16 protein-coding genes are annotated in these 17,810 nt (G+C 24.6%); 9 read left to right on the forward strand and 7 right to left on the reverse strand.

What is annotated here, in order from left to right; translation table 4 throughout:
- Positions 1-15 precede the first annotated feature (15 nt).
- The 4 genes from AACK83_RS06500 (at position 16) to AACK83_RS06515 (ending at position 6,137) form a co-directional block, all read left to right on the forward strand.
- Positions 16-4,365: a PolC-type DNA polymerase III gene (locus AACK83_RS06500; RefSeq protein ID WP_338957072.1), complete on the forward strand. Its 4,350-nt coding sequence runs from the start codon at positions 16-18 to the stop codon at positions 4,363-4,365.
- Positions 4,366-4,451: 86 nt separating this feature from the next.
- Positions 4,452-5,213 (forward strand): Pr6Pr family membrane protein, encoded by a 762-nt coding sequence (locus AACK83_RS06505; RefSeq protein WP_338957074.1) that lies wholly within the window; start codon positions 4,452-4,454, stop codon positions 5,211-5,213.
- 83 nt (positions 5,214-5,296) lie between these two features.
- Positions 5,297-5,731, forward strand: coding sequence for a class II fructose-bisphosphate aldolase (locus AACK83_RS06510; RefSeq protein WP_338957076.1), 435 nt, complete (start codon positions 5,297-5,299; stop codon positions 5,729-5,731).
- Complete coding sequence (locus tag AACK83_RS06515) at positions 5,685-6,137, forward strand: class II fructose-bisphosphate aldolase (RefSeq protein ID WP_338957077.1); 453 nt, start codon at positions 5,685-5,687, stop codon at positions 6,135-6,137. The genes AACK83_RS06510 and AACK83_RS06515 overlap by 47 nt, the downstream gene beginning before the upstream one ends.
- 169 nt (positions 6,138-6,306) lie before the next feature.
- Here AACK83_RS06515 and AACK83_RS06520 read toward each other — a convergent pair whose 3' ends face one another.
- From AACK83_RS06520 to AACK83_RS06540, 5 genes are all read right to left on the reverse strand, one after another.
- Positions 6,307-7,428 (reverse strand): site-2 protease family protein, encoded by a 1,122-nt coding sequence (locus AACK83_RS06520; RefSeq protein ID WP_338957078.1) that lies wholly within the window; start codon positions 7,426-7,428, stop codon positions 6,307-6,309.
- Between the two features lie 24 nt (positions 7,429-7,452).
- On the reverse strand, positions 7,453-8,466 hold the full coding sequence (locus tag AACK83_RS06525; protein ID WP_338957080.1) for a phosphatidate cytidylyltransferase: 1,014 nt from the start codon (positions 8,464-8,466) through the stop codon (positions 7,453-7,455).
- Positions 8,467-8,500: 34 nt separating this feature from the next.
- Positions 8,501-9,043, reverse strand: a complete 543-nt coding sequence (locus AACK83_RS06530) for a ribosome-recycling factor (protein WP_252319733.1) — start codon at positions 9,041-9,043, stop codon at positions 8,501-8,503.
- Between the two features lie 136 nt (positions 9,044-9,179).
- Complete coding sequence (locus AACK83_RS06535) at positions 9,180-9,428, reverse strand: hypothetical protein (protein WP_338957106.1); 249 nt, start codon at positions 9,426-9,428, stop codon at positions 9,180-9,182.
- Positions 9,429-9,584: 156 nt separating this feature from the next.
- Positions 9,585-9,938, reverse strand: a complete 354-nt coding sequence (locus tag AACK83_RS06540) for a hypothetical protein (RefSeq protein ID WP_338957110.1) — start codon at positions 9,936-9,938, stop codon at positions 9,585-9,587.
- 559 nt (positions 9,939-10,497) lie between these two features.
- Between AACK83_RS06540 and nusA the strand changes: the two genes are divergently transcribed.
- From nusA to AACK83_RS06565, 5 genes are all read left to right on the forward strand, one after another.
- Positions 10,498-11,673, forward strand: coding sequence for a transcription termination factor NusA (gene nusA, locus AACK83_RS06545; RefSeq protein ID WP_338957112.1), 1,176 nt, complete (start codon positions 10,498-10,500; stop codon positions 11,671-11,673).
- Between the two features lie 18 nt (positions 11,674-11,691).
- Positions 11,692-11,982: an RNase P modulator RnpM gene (gene rnpM / locus AACK83_RS06550; protein WP_338957115.1), complete on the forward strand. Its 291-nt coding sequence runs from the start codon at positions 11,692-11,694 to the stop codon at positions 11,980-11,982.
- A 27-nt stretch (positions 11,983-12,009) separates the two neighbouring features.
- The gene (gene infB, locus AACK83_RS06555) at positions 12,010-13,839 is read left to right on the forward strand and encodes a translation initiation factor IF-2 (protein WP_338957117.1); all 1,830 of its coding nucleotides are present in this window, start codon (positions 12,010-12,012) and stop codon (positions 13,837-13,839) included.
- 1 nt (position 13,840) lies between these two features.
- Complete coding sequence (gene rbfA / locus AACK83_RS06560; RefSeq protein ID WP_252320089.1) at positions 13,841-14,200, forward strand: 30S ribosome-binding factor RbfA; 360 nt, start codon at positions 13,841-13,843, stop codon at positions 14,198-14,200.
- Between the two features lie 152 nt (positions 14,201-14,352).
- Positions 14,353-15,471, forward strand: coding sequence for an agmatine deiminase family protein (locus tag AACK83_RS06565; protein ID WP_338957121.1), 1,119 nt, complete (start codon positions 14,353-14,355; stop codon positions 15,469-15,471).
- A 161-nt stretch (positions 15,472-15,632) separates the two neighbouring features.
- Here AACK83_RS06565 and AACK83_RS06570 read toward each other — a convergent pair whose 3' ends face one another.
- Positions 15,633-15,779: a hypothetical protein gene (locus AACK83_RS06570; protein ID WP_338957123.1), complete on the reverse strand. Its 147-nt coding sequence runs from the start codon at positions 15,777-15,779 to the stop codon at positions 15,633-15,635.
- A gap of 259 nt (positions 15,780-16,038) precedes the next feature.
- Positions 16,039-17,466, reverse strand: a complete 1,428-nt coding sequence (locus AACK83_RS06575) for a hypothetical protein (RefSeq protein WP_338957125.1) — start codon at positions 17,464-17,466, stop codon at positions 16,039-16,041.
- Between the last annotated feature and the right edge of the window lie 344 nt (positions 17,467-17,810).

The following is a 17,810-nucleotide window of genomic DNA, read 5'->3' on the forward strand; positions in this document are numbered from 1 at the left end:
GAGAGGGAAAAATATATGAATCAAGATTTACAAAAACTTTTCCATGAAATGGATTTTAATGATGTTAATAATGAATTTAATCATGCTACTATTAAAAAAGTACAATATTTTCATCATAATCAACAAGTAATAATTACCATCAACTTACCTAATTTTCTAACAACTACTACTTTAAAAAGTTTTGAACAACATTTTGAAAAATTACCTGTTTCGAATATTAGTGTCGATTTTAATGTTTCCCTTACTGCTGATGAATCAACTGTATTAACATATTTTCATTATATTAAAACTCATAAATTGCAACTATTAGCTGGCATTTATTATTCTTTACCCGACTCAGCAATTAATTATAAAAATAATATTATTACCATTACCATTCATAATAGTATTGAAGAAAAATTAATAACTAATGAATTTTTACAATTTATTAACTACTTTCAACAATATGGTTTTAAAAAAATTCAATTAAAAATTAAAATAAATAAAGCAGAGCAACCATTTATTAGTTATGAAAATGAATCTAAAGCAGAAATTAGCAAAATTACTAACAATTTAAAAACTAAAATTCCTAACAATAATATAAGTAAAAATTTTAATACAACTACTTATCGCAAAAAAGCAAAAGTTAATTTAGAAATAACAGACCCAACTCATAGCATTAAAGATATCATTGGCGATGAACCCAATATTATTATTAGTGGTAAAGTTTTTAAAATTAATAAATTTTTAACTAAAACTCAAAAATGATTTTATTCATTTTGAATTACTGATTATAGTGATGCAATTACTTGCAAAGCATTTATTAATAGCGATCAACCAGATGAGAAATTTGATAATATTAAAGTTGATGATTGAATAAAAATTAATGCTAATAGTCGTTATGATAATTATAGTAAAGAACAAGTACTATGAATTGATGATTTAATTATTGATTTAAATAATAAAAATACTAACAATAATGATGATGCTAAAACTAAAAGAATTGAATTTCATACTCATACTAAAATGAGTGCTATGGATGGTATTACTTCAGCAAGTGATTATATTAATCAAGTAGCTAAATGAGGACACCAAGCAATTGGTTTTACTGATCACTTAAATGTACAAGCATACCCAGATATTGCTAATGCCGCTAAAAAACATCCAAACTTAAAAGTAATGTATGGTGTTGAAATGGATTTAATCCCCAATAATATTAGTATTACTAAAAATAATATTAATACATCATTATTAGATTTAGAATACATTGTTCTTGACTTAGAAACAACTGGTTTATCAACCAATTACCACGAAATTATTGAATTTGGTTATACAATTGTTAAAGACAATATGATTTTAAAACAAGATACAATTTTAATTAAACCAAATAATCCCGTACCTGAACATATTACTGAACTTACTAGTATTACCAATGTTATGTTAAAAGATAAACAAACATTACAACAAATATTGCCAACAATTATTGAAATAATTGGCAATAAAACAATAGTTGCTCATAATGCTAACTTTGACTTTGGTTTTTTACAAGCAGCAATGAAACAATTGGGTTTCATGCCTTTAAATAATCCTGTCATTGATACTTTGCAATTATCTAGAGCAATTCTACCACAACTAAAATATTATCGATTAGGTACTATTTGTCGTACTTATGGCATTAAATATGATGATGAAATTGCCCACCGTGCTGATTATGATGCTAATGTATTAGCACAAGTATTTTTAAAAATGTTACAACAATTAAAAACAGAATTTAATTGTATTAATTTACAAGAAATTAATAACTTAATTAATGAACAAATTAATTTTAAACTTCGTGGTGAACATATTACTATTTTTGCAAAAAATCAATTAGGATTAAAAGATTTATATCAATTAGTTTCACTATCTCATACAAAGTATTTTTATAAAACACCAAAAATCATATCAGAAGCAATTAATGAAAATAGAAAAGAATTATTAATTGGTAGTAGTTGTATAAATGGTGCTGTTTTTGAAACAGCATTAAATAAAAGTGAAGAAGAACTAATTAAAATAATGAAATGATTTGATTTTATTGAAATCCAACCACCTGCTGTTTATAAACACTTAATACAGTTAGGAAATATTACTAAAGAACAATTACATGATACTATTAAAAAAATTATTAATAATGCTCTTAAATTGAATAAATTAGTAATTGCTACTAGCGATGCCCACTATTTACATCCCCATGAAAAAATGTATCGTGATGTTATTATTAATAGTAAAGCAATTGGTGGTTTGTTACACCCATTATTTGATCGTAAAGGTAAAGTTACATCATATCCCGATCAACATTTAAGAACTACTAATCAAATGTTAACAGAATTTAACTTTTTAGATGACCCTAATTTAATTAATGATATTGTTATTAATAATCCTTTGCAATTAGCAAAACAATTTGAAATGGTTAAACCAATTAAAGATGGCTTATTTACACCAAGTATTGTTAATGTTGATACTAAATTACGTAATCTTTGTTATGAACAAGCATGAAATCGTTACGGTAATCCATTACCAACATATGTAGAAAAACGTTTAACTCGCGAATTAGATGCAATTATTACTCATGGTTTTGCTGTTGTTTATTGAATTGCACACAAATTAGTAGAAAAATCTTTACAAGATGGTTATCTTGTTGGTAGTCGTGGCTCAGTTGGTTCATCTTTAGTAGCTACTTTTGCTAACATTACTGAGGTTAACCCACTACAACCACACTATTTATGTCCACAATGTAAAACTAGTGAATTTATTAGTAATGGTTCTTATAAGTGTGGTTATGATTTACCAAAAAAAATATGTTCACAATGCAATATTGATTTAATTACTGATGGTCATGATATTCCTTTTGAAACATTCTTAGGATTTGATGGTGATAAAACACCTGATATTGATTTAAACTTTTCTGGTGAATATCAAAATAAAGCTCATGATTTTACTAAAGAAATGTTTGGTGAAGAAAATGTTTTTCGTGCTGGAACAATTTCAACAATTGCCAATAAAACAGCTTATGGTTATGTTAAAGCTTATGCAGAAAAAATTGGTCAATCAGATATGCGTGCAGCAAAACTAGAGTTACTAAGTCAAGGATGTGTTGGTATTAAAAGAACAACTGGTCAACATCCTGGTGGTATTATTGTTGTACCAAAAGAATATAATATTAACGATTTTACACCAATTAATTTTCCAGCTGATGATACTAGTTCTACATGAAAAACTACCCACTTTGATTTTAATGCTATTCATGATAATTTATTAAAATTAGATATTCTAGGTCACGTTGATCCAACAGCATTAAAAATGTTAGAAAATTTAACTGGTATTGATCCAAAAACTATTCCTAATCAAGATGAAAAAGTTTTATCATTATTTTCTAATTTAAGTGCCTTAAATATTACTAGTGATGATTTACTTGGCGAAAAAACAGGAGCAATTGGTATCCCTGAATTTGGTACTGGTTTTGTTCGTAAAATGTTAAGTGATACATTACCTACTTCATTTTCTGAATTAGTACAAATATCTGGTTTATCACATGGTACTGATGTTTGATTAAATAATGCTGATGAATTAATTTCACAACAAGGTTTAAAACTAAAAGATGTAATTGGTTGTCGTGATGATATTATGACTTATTTAGTATATCAAGGGTTACCAGCAAAAATTGCCTTTAACATTATGGAAGATGTCCGTAAAGGAAAAGGCATTAAACAAGAATATGAAAAGTTAATGCAAGAAAAGAAAGTTCCTAATTGATACATTAAATCTTGCAAAAAAATTAAATATATGTTTCCTAAAGCACACGCTACTGCTTATGTATTAATGGCATGAAGAGTAGCTTGATTTAAAGTTTATTATCCGCATGAATATTATGCTACTTATTTTACAACAAGATGTGAAATTTTTGATATTAAAACTATGTTACAAGGCATTGGTGCTATTACTAATAAATTAAAAGATATTAATAACAGATTAAGAAAAAATGATGGTCAAAAAAATACAGTTACTACTAAAGAAAAAGATTTAATCCCATTATTAGAAGTAGCATTAGAAATGAATGCTAGAAATATTAAATTTAGCAATATTAGTTTAGAACATTCTGATGCTAAACTTTTTCAAGTTAAAGTAATAAATGGTGAAAAACAAATTTTACCACCTTTTATTACTTTAGATGGATTGGGTGAAATTGTGGCTAATTCAATTGTTAAAGCAAGGAGTGAACAAGCAATTACTTCAAAAAATGATTTACAACTACGAACTAATATTACTAAAACTAATTATCAACTATTAAATGACTTAGGAGTATTAGAACATTTAGAAGAAAATACACAATTAATGTTAGAATTATAATACAAAGAAAAAAGAAAAAATGTGGGATTATTATGTATAAATTAAGTAACAAAGCCAACTTTTATATACGTTTATCTGCATTAATAATGATAATTTTATTTTTAATTATTGATTTAATTAGTGCAATATATTATCCAATGGAAAAATTTGAAGATTTAGGATATGGTGAACGAGTAAGTAACTACTATGCTTTTTTTACTACTGAGAGTAATTATATGGTTGTTATTTATTTTTGTGTTTATTTATTTGATTCTTATTTTCGTGGTACTAAACCAAGTTTTCAAACTCGATTAGCAGTAACTGTTTATATTACTATTACGATGTTAGTATTTTGAATAGGTATTTTCACTGCTGAGCAAGATCCAAAACAATACAGTGCTTATAATTGAATTGCAACATTAATTTTACACTTATTAATGCCAATAATTATGATTACTAGCTTTATTGTTACATCAGGTCATCAATATATTAATATGAAACAACAACATAAAATATATTTATGATTAATTGTTATTTATCCAGCAATTTATTGTATTGTTATTCTAATTAGAGGTCATTTACGTTATTTAGATTTTATAGAAACTGGTCATCCACCAAGAGATACATGATATCCATATTTTTTCTTTGATTATTCAAATGGTGAATATGGATGATTAATCGCTGCTAGTGCCGTTGTTTTTGTTTTTGGTTTAGTTTTCAGTTTACAATATTTTTATATTTGAATTAATAACTTAATGTTCAAACGTTATCAAACTTCTGAACATCGTTTATATGATTTTTATCAAAAAATATTACGTCAACTTAATAAAAAAAAGAAAAGCAAAATTAAAAAGAAAAGAAAAAAGTAAAAATTTAAAATATATCTTATATTCCTTACATGATAAATATTATTGATATAATTAAATAAAAAAGAAAAGTTAGGTGATTTTAATTGAAAATTAACTTGAAAACAATGTTAAAACATGCACAAATTAACAAATACGCAATCCCAAGTTTTAACTTTGATAATTTAGAAATGTTAATTGCAATTACTAATGCAGCCGAAAAACAAAAAGCACCAATATGTTTAATGATAACACCTAACACTATTAATTGTATTGATTTAAAATATGTACTTGCTATTACTAACAATGTTATTAATCGTGCAAAAGTACCAATTTTTTTACAACTAGACCACTGTCTTGATCCACACTTTATTAAAACTAAAATTACATCTGATTTTAGTTCAGTTATGTTAAATTACAGTAACTATCCAATTAAAGAAAATATTGAAAAAACTAAAGACATTGTTCATTTTGCTGCTCCTTTGGGTATTATTGTTGAATCAGAGATTTTTTACAATAATACCCAAAGGAGATATTACTAATGATATTAATTTAATTGAACAAGCAATATTATTTAGAAATAAAACTAATATTAATGGTCTTGTATTTACTGCTATCAATAGTCATCATCAAGATAATAGACAAGATTTAAAAATTTCTCTAATTAAAGAAATTGCTATTAAAATGCTTGAAATTTTTTTAGTATTACATGATAATGTTACTATTAATAATGAACAATTAACTCTAGCAATTAAAGCTGGTATTACTAAAGTTAATATTAGCAGTGATTTAAGAAAGATTTATGTTGAAAGTCTAAAAAAAAGTTTGCAAACTAACTCTAATTTATCTAATATTAATACCTTAATAGAAAATGCAATGATAGCTATTCAGAAATTTGTTGAAGAAAAAATAATTCTCTTAGGAGCAAATAATCGATATAAATTTTAGTTTTTATACTTATAGATTTTATTTCAAAATAAAAAGTGAACAATATTGTTCACTTAAAATAGTTACTATTTTATTTTTTTAAAATATAAATAATTAAGAAAATTGCTCAAAACTTTTTCATTCAAATTTATTATCCTATTTATAATAGGATTTTATTATAAAGTAAAGATTAAAAAAATATATCTTTAATAGTAATAGCAATAAAGATAACTAAAAATAATATAGCTCCAGCAATACTGACAATAATTTTATATTTTTCATTTAATTTTTTTCTTGTTACCGCTTCAACTGCATTTTCAACAAATTTATAACCATCCAATGGCGGAATTGGTAACATATTTAATAAAAATAAATTAGATGATAATAATGCTGCTCAACGAAAATATGTACTTGCTGCTTGTGTTGATGATAAATCAGGATTTAAAAAACTATTAGTTGATTTAACAATACCAACAGGTCCTGATAAATTTTGTCAATGAAAAGTAACTAATTGTCCTAATGCTTGTAAAAGACTGTAACTATCTTTAAAAGTATCAATGATACCATTACTAATAACTTGCCCTGCATTTAAATAATAACTACCTTGACTAACACCAATGAATAATACTCCTTTTTGTTCTACAGGTTTAAAAGTAACAGTTTTATCATCTTTACTATCAAAAGTAATTTTGTAGTCAGCAATAACTGTACCATTAGTAGTCTTTTTATTATATTTACTTAATCATGTTTGTAAATCATAATATGATTTAATTGATTGTTTAGATTCAATATCACCAGTATTATAAATACCAGTAATAGCATCAGTATCTAAAATTGGTAAACTTGGATTATCTTTATTATATTTTTGAACAGCTTCATATAATGGTCCTGTTGTTGCATAGGTTGGTGGCAAGTTAGGATCATATTTATGTGGATAAATTCCATATCCAATCATTAATAAAATAAAAGCTAATAATAAATTCATTAGTGCACCTGCACTAATGAAAGCTGCTTTTTTACCACGTTGCAAGTTTTCCATCATTCGTTTACTATCAATTACTTCATCTTCTCGTCCTTTAGGAGCATCAGCAATTTCTGAAGCAATAGAAACATAACCACCCAATGGTAATAGTCTTAAAGTATAACGTGTTTCTTTTTTACCTCACTGCAAAAGTTTTGGTCCCATACCAATAGCAAATTCATATACATATGCTCCTGATAATTTAGCAATTACAAAATGAGCAAATTCATGCAAGGTAATTAAAAATAATATTGTAAATAAACCAATTAAAATGGCTAAAAATATATACATAACTTCATCCTTAAATTTTATATATTAAGCAATAGCTGCTAGAGTAATTAGAAAACCAAAAATAACTACTGTTGAAAATGAATCTAAACGATCTAATAATCCTCCATGTCCAGGTAGAATATTTGAAAAATCCTTAACATGATAATTACGTTTCAAATAAGAAAATAATAAATCACCCATTTGACTAGCAATTGAAAGAATAAAACTAGTAGCAAAATAAGCAATATAGATTGGTGCTTTACTATTAACTTCTAAAAAAGGTAAGGGATTATAATTACTTGTTTCTAAAAAAACAGTTACTGTTATCATACTTAAAATAATTGCTGTTATTAAACCAGTAATAGCACCTTCTCAAGTTTTATTTGGTGATACACTTGGTGCCATTTTTGTTTTACCATAAATTATACCACCAATAAAAGCACCAACATCATTAGACATAACAATAATGAATAAAAACAATAATGTTGGTCATCCTAGTTTTGAAAGTTTAATTTCTGATAACATTAAAAAATTAACAGCTTTAACAACAAACACTAAATAAATAATTCAAGTAAAAATAAAAATAACATCACTTAATTGAAAATTTTTACTTCGTCAAGCAATTAAAATAAACATACAAATGAAAAGTAATAAAATTAATAAAGTCATTCAAGTTTCAAATCAATAATGATTATAAATATATGGACCAAAAGTTTCTTTACCAAGCGGAACTCATAAAAGTATGATTCCTGTTAAAATTATAGAAATTTTAAGTACAATTGATCAATTTGATTCTTTTTTTAAATTAATAATTTCTCATAAACAACCAATAAAAATTAAAGTATTAATTATCATAAATGTATACGCTGATCACTGTGGTTTATTACCAAAAATTGGTTCTAAATAAACTGCCCCAATAAACATTCATAATACACCACAAGCAATTAACATAAAGCTTGTAAGAATACGATTTCGATAGGTTCTAAAAAAATTACTAAGTTTTGCAAAAAAAGAAACTTTAGATTTTATATTTTCTTTATTTATTATCTTTTTTTTCACAATATTTAACCCCTAACTATTTATTGCTTTATTGCTAAATTTTCATTAAATCGGCTTTTTTATTGTTTTCTATTAATACAAGTTCTTTAATTTTACTATCAGTTAAATCTTGAATTGTAGTTTCTGCATGCTTTTCTTGATCTTCTGGTAATTTTATTTTTTTCAGATTTTGAACAGCATCACGTCGACAATTACGGATTTTAACTTTATATTCTTCAGTTTTTTTACTCAAATCTTTAACTAAAGTTTTACGAACGTCTTCTGTTAATTGTGGGAAAATTAAACGTATATTCTCTGCTTCGCTTTTAATTTGTAATTTCAAATCAGCTTTTGTAACAGCTTCTGTAATGTCTTTAATTAAACTACGATCATATGGTTTAATTAATAATTGATGTGCTTCTGCTACTTTAACTTGGGCAATATTACTTAAACTATCAACACCACCATAACATCTAACATTAATTCCTTCTAAGATATTAGGATTAGCTCTTCCGGTGCGAATTTTGTTAATTTCATTTTTATAACGTAAAATTATTTCATTCATCAGATTTGTGGCTTCTAAAATAATAACTTCCATATTTGTTTTCCTCCTAGTTAATAATTTTAAGTTGTTTTTAAATCAAACTATAAAAATTATATAATAATTTTTATTAAAACCAATGGAAAACTATTTAAAAAAATAAAAAACATCATTAATTAATGATGTTTTTTTATTAATATCTTTGGATTTTATTTTCATCATTGTTTAAATCAACTAATATAAAAATACCACCAATAATACCTAATGCAGCACCAAAGATAATTCCTAATATTGCTAAAGCAATTTTTTGATCAGTAGTCGCTTCACCTTTACTTACTTTTTTGTATAAAATAAAACCGTGTATTGTTCATAATAAAGGAATTATAAATATTGATTCTAAAATAAAAACAATAAATATTAATATACTTCCTGCTTTTAACATTTTTTTCTCCTTCTTTAATTTTTATAATTAATAATATCACTTAATAAAATTGAAATATACAATTGTGTCCTCATTTAAAGTTTAGTTTTTTAACTTATCAATGTTATCACTTTAATTACTATCGATTTCAAATGTCTAATTATTAATAATTTTCATTTATATTAATAAGGATGTTCAAAATTTTTTTAAATTTGGATAAATTTTTTCATAATTTTTAATTCGATTTTCTAATTCTATCATTTGATAAGAATATTCTATTTCTTTACTTTTTTCTAAATTAAAATAATTTTTTTTATATTTTAAATATTTATTTGTCAATATAATAGTAGTTAAAATTGAAACAATAATTATAGAAAATATAATAATTATAGTTATTCAAACATTATTAACAATTCATTTTTCTAAACCTTTAAATAATGACTTAATCAAAAATATAATAGTGATAATAATTATTAAACAAATAAAAATTATAATACCAATATTTTCATTCTTTTTCTTATTTTTACTCATAATATTTACTCCAAATTTTTATTATTTAATAAAATTTAATAAATAAATCTTAACATTTTTACTAATGTTTGAAAATATTTTAAAAAAATGTCTAATCTTTGATAAGCAGAATATATAGGAGATTAATATCAATATAAGAACAAATTAGTATTGAAAAGCAATTTAGTTCCCATTGATTTTAAAAAATAGAAACTTTAAAATGAATGTTATATCTTTCAATGATAATAGAACAAAAACAATTACTACTATATAAATAATTATATTTAATCAGTTTAAAACTTGAAAATTACCATTAATATAATGAAAGATATTTATACAATATAATCTACGATAATAAAACTCTATCATTTAATAAATTTCTATTGTTTTCAAATTAATAATATTGTATAATGAACAATGAATTAGAATTATAGCAAGACAGCTACCAGCTGTCTTTATTATTTCTAGTGTAATATATTTTATTTTTTTATTTAAGTATATTTTCATTTTGAAATAAATCTATTTCAAATACTATTAAATAATAAACAACAATGTTTATAAAAAACAAGGAGGAGAAAAAGTGGACAAAGAAATTAGTCAAATCATTTTAAATGCCATAAATGAAATTGCTGAAGAAAAACAAATAGCAAAAGAAGATATCATTGAAGCTTTAAAAGAAGGACTAAAAAAAGCATATGAATATCAAAGTCATCGTGATGATAGTACAAATATCAGAATTGAAATTGATCAAAATAAAGGTACTATTAAAATTTTAAAGGATTTAATTGTTGTTCCAAAAGTTGAAGATCCTGAATTAGAAATTGCACTTTCAACTATTAAAACAAAGAATCCCGGCTTAACAATTGGTGATACATATACGCAAATAATTCCTAGTGATCAATTCTCTCGTTTATCAATTTTTAAAGCTATTCAAGTAGTGAAACAATCAATTCGTGAAGCAGAAAAAACATCAATTTATGATGAATTTATTGATAAAAAAGATCACATATTAATTGGTACTATTGAAAGCGTTGAAGAAACTTATATGTTAATTAAAATTGGTAGAGCCTATGCTTTCTTACCAAAACAAAATCAAATCCCTAGTGAGATCTTACCAAAAAATAAACCAATCGCTAATAATACTTACATCAAATTTTATGTTGAAGATATTATTAAAAATAAAAACTATGGTCAAATTTTAGCATCAAGAACTCACGTTAATTTTTTACGTTGTTTACTAGAATTAGAAGTTCCTGAAATAGCACAAGGTGTAATCGAAGTTAAAGATATTGCTCGTATTCCTGGAATTAGAGCTAAGGTTGCAATTGTTAGTCATGATCCAAGCATTGATGGTATTGGTGCATGTATTGGTCCAAAAGGCGAAAGAACAAAATTAATTACGCAAGAATTAAGTGGCGAAAAAATTGACATTATTGCCTGAAATCCTAATATAAAAGAATATATAATTAACGCTTTAACACCAGCTAAAGTTATTTCAATTGATATTAATGAAGAAGAAAAACAAGCAAATATTATTGTTCCTACTGAACAATTATCATTAGCTATTGGTAAAAATGGTATGGCTGCTAAATTAGTTGCCGGTGTAACTCACTGAAATATTAATATTACTTCATTAGAACAAGCAAATGAAAATAATATTAAATTTACTTGAAATGGTAATATTAAAGAAAGTGAATATGAAAAGTTTATATCTGAATTATTAAAAAAAACACAATGAAAAAATAAAAATCAATAAACAATAAAGTAGGTCGTTATGAATAAAATACCTTTAATTCAACGTAAAAAAATACCAATGCGTAAATGTATAGTTACAAATACTATTTTACCTAAACGTGAATTAATTAGAATTGTTATTAATAAAGAAGGACAATTATTCATTGATAAAACTGGCAAACAAAATGGTCGAGGTGCCTACATCCAACCTAAACTTGAATTAATACCTTTGCTTATTAAAAATAAGGCATTAGAACGAGCATTAAAAACAAAAATTCCAAATGAATTTTATGAACAATTAATTAATGAAATTAAAAAAAATTGAGATTAATTTTCCCAAGCGAAAGGCGGGATGCAAATGGCAAAAAAACGAATATCTCAACAAACACAAAATATTAATCAACAACTAAAACAAAAAACATCTCAAATTAATGAAAAAGGAGTATTTTTATATAACGAACCTTTAACTATTTCAGAATTTGCTAAAGCATTGCATCATCCAGTAACTGACATTATTAAATACTTCATGAAACAAGGCAAACTATTTAATCAAAATCAAATATTAACTCAAGAATTAATGCTTGAACTTTGTTTGGAATGAAATATTGATTTTGAAAAAGCTAAAGTGGTAACATATGAAAACTTATTAGAAAATATTAATCTAGAAGATGATAAAAAAAATTTAGTAACTCGACCACCTGTTGTTACAATTATGGGCCATGTTGATCATGGAAAAACAACACTATTAGATACTATCCGTAATTCTAAAGTTACTAATCAAGAACACGGTGGTATTACTCAACATATTGGTGCTTATCAAATTAAAACTAATAATAAATTAATTACTTTTATTGATACCCCAGGTCATGAAGCATTTACTGAAATGCGTTCACGTGGTTCTAAAATTACTGATATTGTTGTTCTAGTAGTTGCTGGTGATGATGGTGTGATGCCACAAACTCGTGAAGCAATTGACCATGCAAAAGTAGCTGGTGTTTCAATTATTGTTTTTGTTAATAAAATGGATAAACGAAATGTTAATACTGATCGCATTATGAATGAACTAGCTAATTGTGATTTAACTAGTGAAGAATGAGGTGGCGATACTATTTTTGTTTATGGTAGTGCTTTAAAAAATCAAGGAATTGATGAATTATTAGAAGCCATATTAGTAATTGCTGAATTAAAAGAACTAAATGCTAATCCAAATCGATTTGCTAATGGAACTGTTATCGAATCTCATCATGATAAAAATGTTGGTTCAATTTGTACTTTATTAATACAAGGTGGAACACTAAAAGTTACTGATATTGTAGTTGCTGGTAGTGTTAAAGGAAAAATTAAACGCCTTATTAATGATACTGGTAAAATAATTACTAAAGCTGGACCTTCAATGCCTGTTCAAGTTTTAGGATTTGAAACAGCCCCTACTCCTGGTGAATCTTTTATTGTTTTTAATGATGATAAATTAGCAAGAAAAGTAGCACTAGTACGACAAACAGAAGAAACAAATAAAATTAGAAATAATCGACAAATTAGTTTAGGTAATTTAACACAAGATGTTGCTACAGGTGAATTAAAACAAATTAATGTTATTTTACGAGCAGATACTCAAGGTTCAGTGCAAGCAATCGTTCAAGCAGTAAATAAAATTAATGTTAATGATATTACTGTTAAGTTTATTAGAGCAACTATTGGTGGTATTAGTGAATCAGATATTAAACTTGCTCAAACTTCAGGAAGTATTATTTATGGTTTCAATGTTCGTCCCAATCATGTTATTCGTGAAGCTGCTAACAATGCCGGTGTTGAAATTAGATTACATAATATCATTTATAAAATAACTGAAGAATTAGAATTGGCTGCTAAAGGTTTATTAGAACCAACTTATGAAGATAAAATTCTTGGTCAAGCACGAGTTATTAAAACTTTTCATTTTTCAAAAGTAGGAACAATTGCTGGTTGTGTTGTCATTAATGGTTTCATTCAACGTAATAGCAAAGTTCATATCATTCGTGATGATGTTGTTATTTATAACGGTGAAATCAGTGGTTTAAAACATGAAAAAAATGATTTAAAAATTGCTAAAAAAGAAACTCAATGCGGTATTACTATTAAAAATTTTAATGACTTAAAAGAAAATGATATTATTGAATCATATTTAGTAGAAGAAGTGGAGACAAAATAGGATGTCTATCATTAAATTTGAACAACAAGAAAGTTTCTTAAAAAAAGAAATTACTAATATATTAAAAAAAGAATCAAAAAATATTCTTTTCAAAGATATCACTATTACTAATGTAAAAATAACAAAAGATAACAGTTATGCTACCATTTATTGAACAGTTTACTTAGATAATTTAGATATTAAAACTATTAGTAATGCTTTAGAAAAAGCGAAAGGTTTTTGTCGAAGCGCACTTGCCAAAACAAGTAATAAATATAAAGTTCCAGAATTACGCTTTAAATATGATAATACCAACACTAGAGTTAAAAACATTGAAGAAATATTAAAAAATATCAAAAATAATAATTCTTCAAATGAATAAAAAAAATTAAAATTTTTTTATAGTAATTATTTAATAATTACTATAAAACACTATTTAAAAAAATAAAATTATTAGTATAATAAAAAAGGAATCATCAATAAAATAAGGGAATTATTCAGTAGCTACTAAGTAAGAAAGGAAAGCTACTATTAATGGCACAAAAAATTTATTCAACACCAAATAGTGATGATTTTTATGTTATTCCTGAATTTTTAGAACATCAACAATGTTGAATGGTATGACCAGAAAGAACTGATAATTGAAGATTAGGCGCTAAACCAGCACAAGAAAAAATAAGTAAACTTGCTAATATTATTAGTGAACATGAACATGTAAATATGATTGTTAGTAAAAATCAATTTAATAATGCTAGAAATTTATTAAATAAAAATATTACAATTATCGAAATGTCTACTAATGATTGCTTTATTCGTGATTATGGTCCAATCTTTCTTCAAAATAAAGAAACAAAGAATATTAGAGGCTTAAAATTTAATTTTAATGCTTGAGGTGGAGAAATAGCAGGTATTTATTCACCTTGAAATTATGATGATATGGTAGCATACAAAATATTTGAACTACAAAAAATTGATTACTATTTTCTACCAATCATTTTAGAATCTAGCATGATTATGTTAGATGGTGAAGGTACTTGTTTTGCTAGTTATGAAGGTATTTTATGCCAAGAACGTAATCCTAATTTATCACAAGAACAAATAGAAATATATTTAAAAGACTATCTAAATGTTGTAAATATTATTTGAATACCTTATGGATTACCATATGATGAAACCAGAGGAAGATTAGATAATATCATGTGTATAGTTGATAGTAATACTATTTTATTAAGTTGAACAGAAAATACTATTGATGATCGTTATCTTGCTGTTAAAAATTGTTGAGATGTATTATCAAAATCAATAAATGCTCATGGCAAAAAATATAAAATTATAAAAATTCCTTTACCAAAAAATGACGTTCGTAATAGTGATGATATTAAAATGATTGATTTTAACATTTATCATAATCGTATCCTAGCAAATCAAAAACTTGTCACTAGTTATCTTAACTTATATATAAGTAACAAAGTTGTTATTATTCCTACTTTCAATGATGAAGAAAGTGAAACTAAACTTCTAGATATTTTATCAAAAACAAATGTATTTAATAATAAACAAATTGTTTTATTTGATGCTCGAGAACTTATTCTTGGTAAAAGTGGTATTCATAGTTTAATTTGTCATCAACCAGCTTTAATATCTACTACATAATTTTATAAACTTTTATCTTATTCTTTATCTTTAAATTAAAAAAAATTTAACTAGTTAAAACTTAATTATTTTAACTAGTTATTTCTATTTAAAAAATATAAAATTTATTAAATTTAATTTAAATTTTTAAAGATACTAAAACTAGAAAATAAATTTCAATCCTAATATAAATTCTTTTTAGTTTCATTTTTCTTTCTATACTGTTCTTCTCGCATCTTCATCTCGTTTTCTATTTTTTTACATTCTTCTCTTCATTTCTTTGCTTCTTCTCCGTGTTTTTTTTCTTCTTCTATTCTTTTGTTATCCATAATAATACTCCTTTCAAGTATAAAATTTTAAATTATTTTTTTTCTAACTCTTAAAAAATATCTAAGAAAAGTATATATTTTTTTAAAAAAATAAAATATATAATCATAAAAAATCACTCTTATAAAAAGAGTGATTAATATTAATTTAAACTAAACTATATCACAGTATATCGTGAATCTGAAAAATGCTCACTTACTGATGGTTGTGTTTCATTGATTTCATTTATATTAAATGAATTAAATTTTTTAAATAAACCATTTAAATTTGTTTTTTTGCTTCAGTTATTGCTTGTTGTTCTAATAAATCTTTTATATCATTTTTAGGATTATTAATAACAACTCCATCTTCAACATTATCATTATTTATAGAACCATATCCATTATCATTTTCATTATTTATACAACATGATTTTGTTTTAGTTCAAATTCATTTTGCTCCATTTAGAATTGGTTGTAATAGTGGTTTTTTATAATTATCTAACTGTAAATTTAAACCATCTGTTATTGACATTGCTGTAGCTGTTCCCAACATTCCTAAAGTAAAAAATTTATTAGGGAATATCAAACAACCATCTGTAAACCCATTTTCAGCAACAAGTGATGCTAAAGTTTTAAGTGCATTACTACTAAATGTAATTGCACCAAAACTAACAAGTGCAATAAAACCTTTTAAAGGGTAACTAGTTGTCATAGCATAAAGTCTAGCAATAGTAGATAAGATATTAAATTTATCAATTAATTTTCAACCATAATTTGGTCAAGTAAAACTATCAAGAGTATACATTGCAGCAGCAGTAACAACTACATGATTACTAAATGTTGATCAAAGATGAATTAATGATGTAATAAAGTATGAATTATTAACAGGTGAATTAGCAACACTTATAGTTTGACAACAAGGACTAATAACCTTACGCGATCATTTAAAAATTTCACCAGTAAGAAGACTAAAAATAATATCAGCACTTGCCATCATAAGATTATGTTGTGTTTTTTCATTAGTAACGTCAAGAATATTAGTTATTCAATCATTAGATGGATGAGGTTTATTATCTGTAATATTAACTGAAAATACTCTTTGTGTAGTTCATGCAAACACAACAATAGGAATAATTCCTAATGCAGCGATAATAAAATATCAATTAATAGGTGTTTTTTGTTTTATTTCTGTAAAAGTACTTAAATCTAATGATTTTAAATCACTAAGGTATGCATTTTCATTTTCATATATTTTAAATTTTTGTTCAAATTGATTATTTTCATCTAAATTTGATAATTCTAAAATCACTCTACCGTTTTTCAAACGAATAGTTTTCTGTCATTTTAAATCATTAGAAATATCAATAACATTTTCATGAATCATTATACCAGAATATACTACACCAGGTTCAAATCTCGTACGATATTTTCAACGTTCATTAATATCCAATCTTTTTTGTGTTATTCCACCATAACAACTATTAGTATCATTTATTCACTCTTCTTCATCGCTTGTTGAAAATTGATCTTGACTTTCTGTTCTTGTGTAATTAATATTGTCTTTATTTCTAACTTCTAAATTTTCTTGATGATATCCATTAACATGTTCTTGACTTGTTGAAGGTTGATCTTGATTTTTGATTGCATTGTAATTATTGTTATTTTTATTTAATAAAGGTGTTTGTTCTGAATTCTTTTTTGTTTTCATTTTTCCCCCTTTTAATTATAAAAGTCCTGCTTTACTTTTAATAAGTAAAATAGGACTACTTAAACATACATTTCAATTGAATGACATTCTCTTTTAATACTTATAAATAAAAATTATAATTAATAAACTAGATTGTTACTAAATTATTTTTATTTTTTTACAATAAAAGAGTGTAAATAAAAATTAGAAATTTTAAAAAATTTTAATAGTAACTAATACTAACTATGATATATAATTTTTATGATTTAACTTTACCATATTTAATTAAAAAAATAGAAAAATAATAATATCAGTATGGTTATTAAAATGGTTCAATATATATTTTATTAAAGAAGATTTTGTTG

Source organism: Spiroplasma endosymbiont of Tiphia femorata, assembly GCF_964020225.1.
GTDB lineage: Bacteria > Bacillota_I > Bacilli_A > Mycoplasmatales > VBWQ01 > Spiroplasma_E.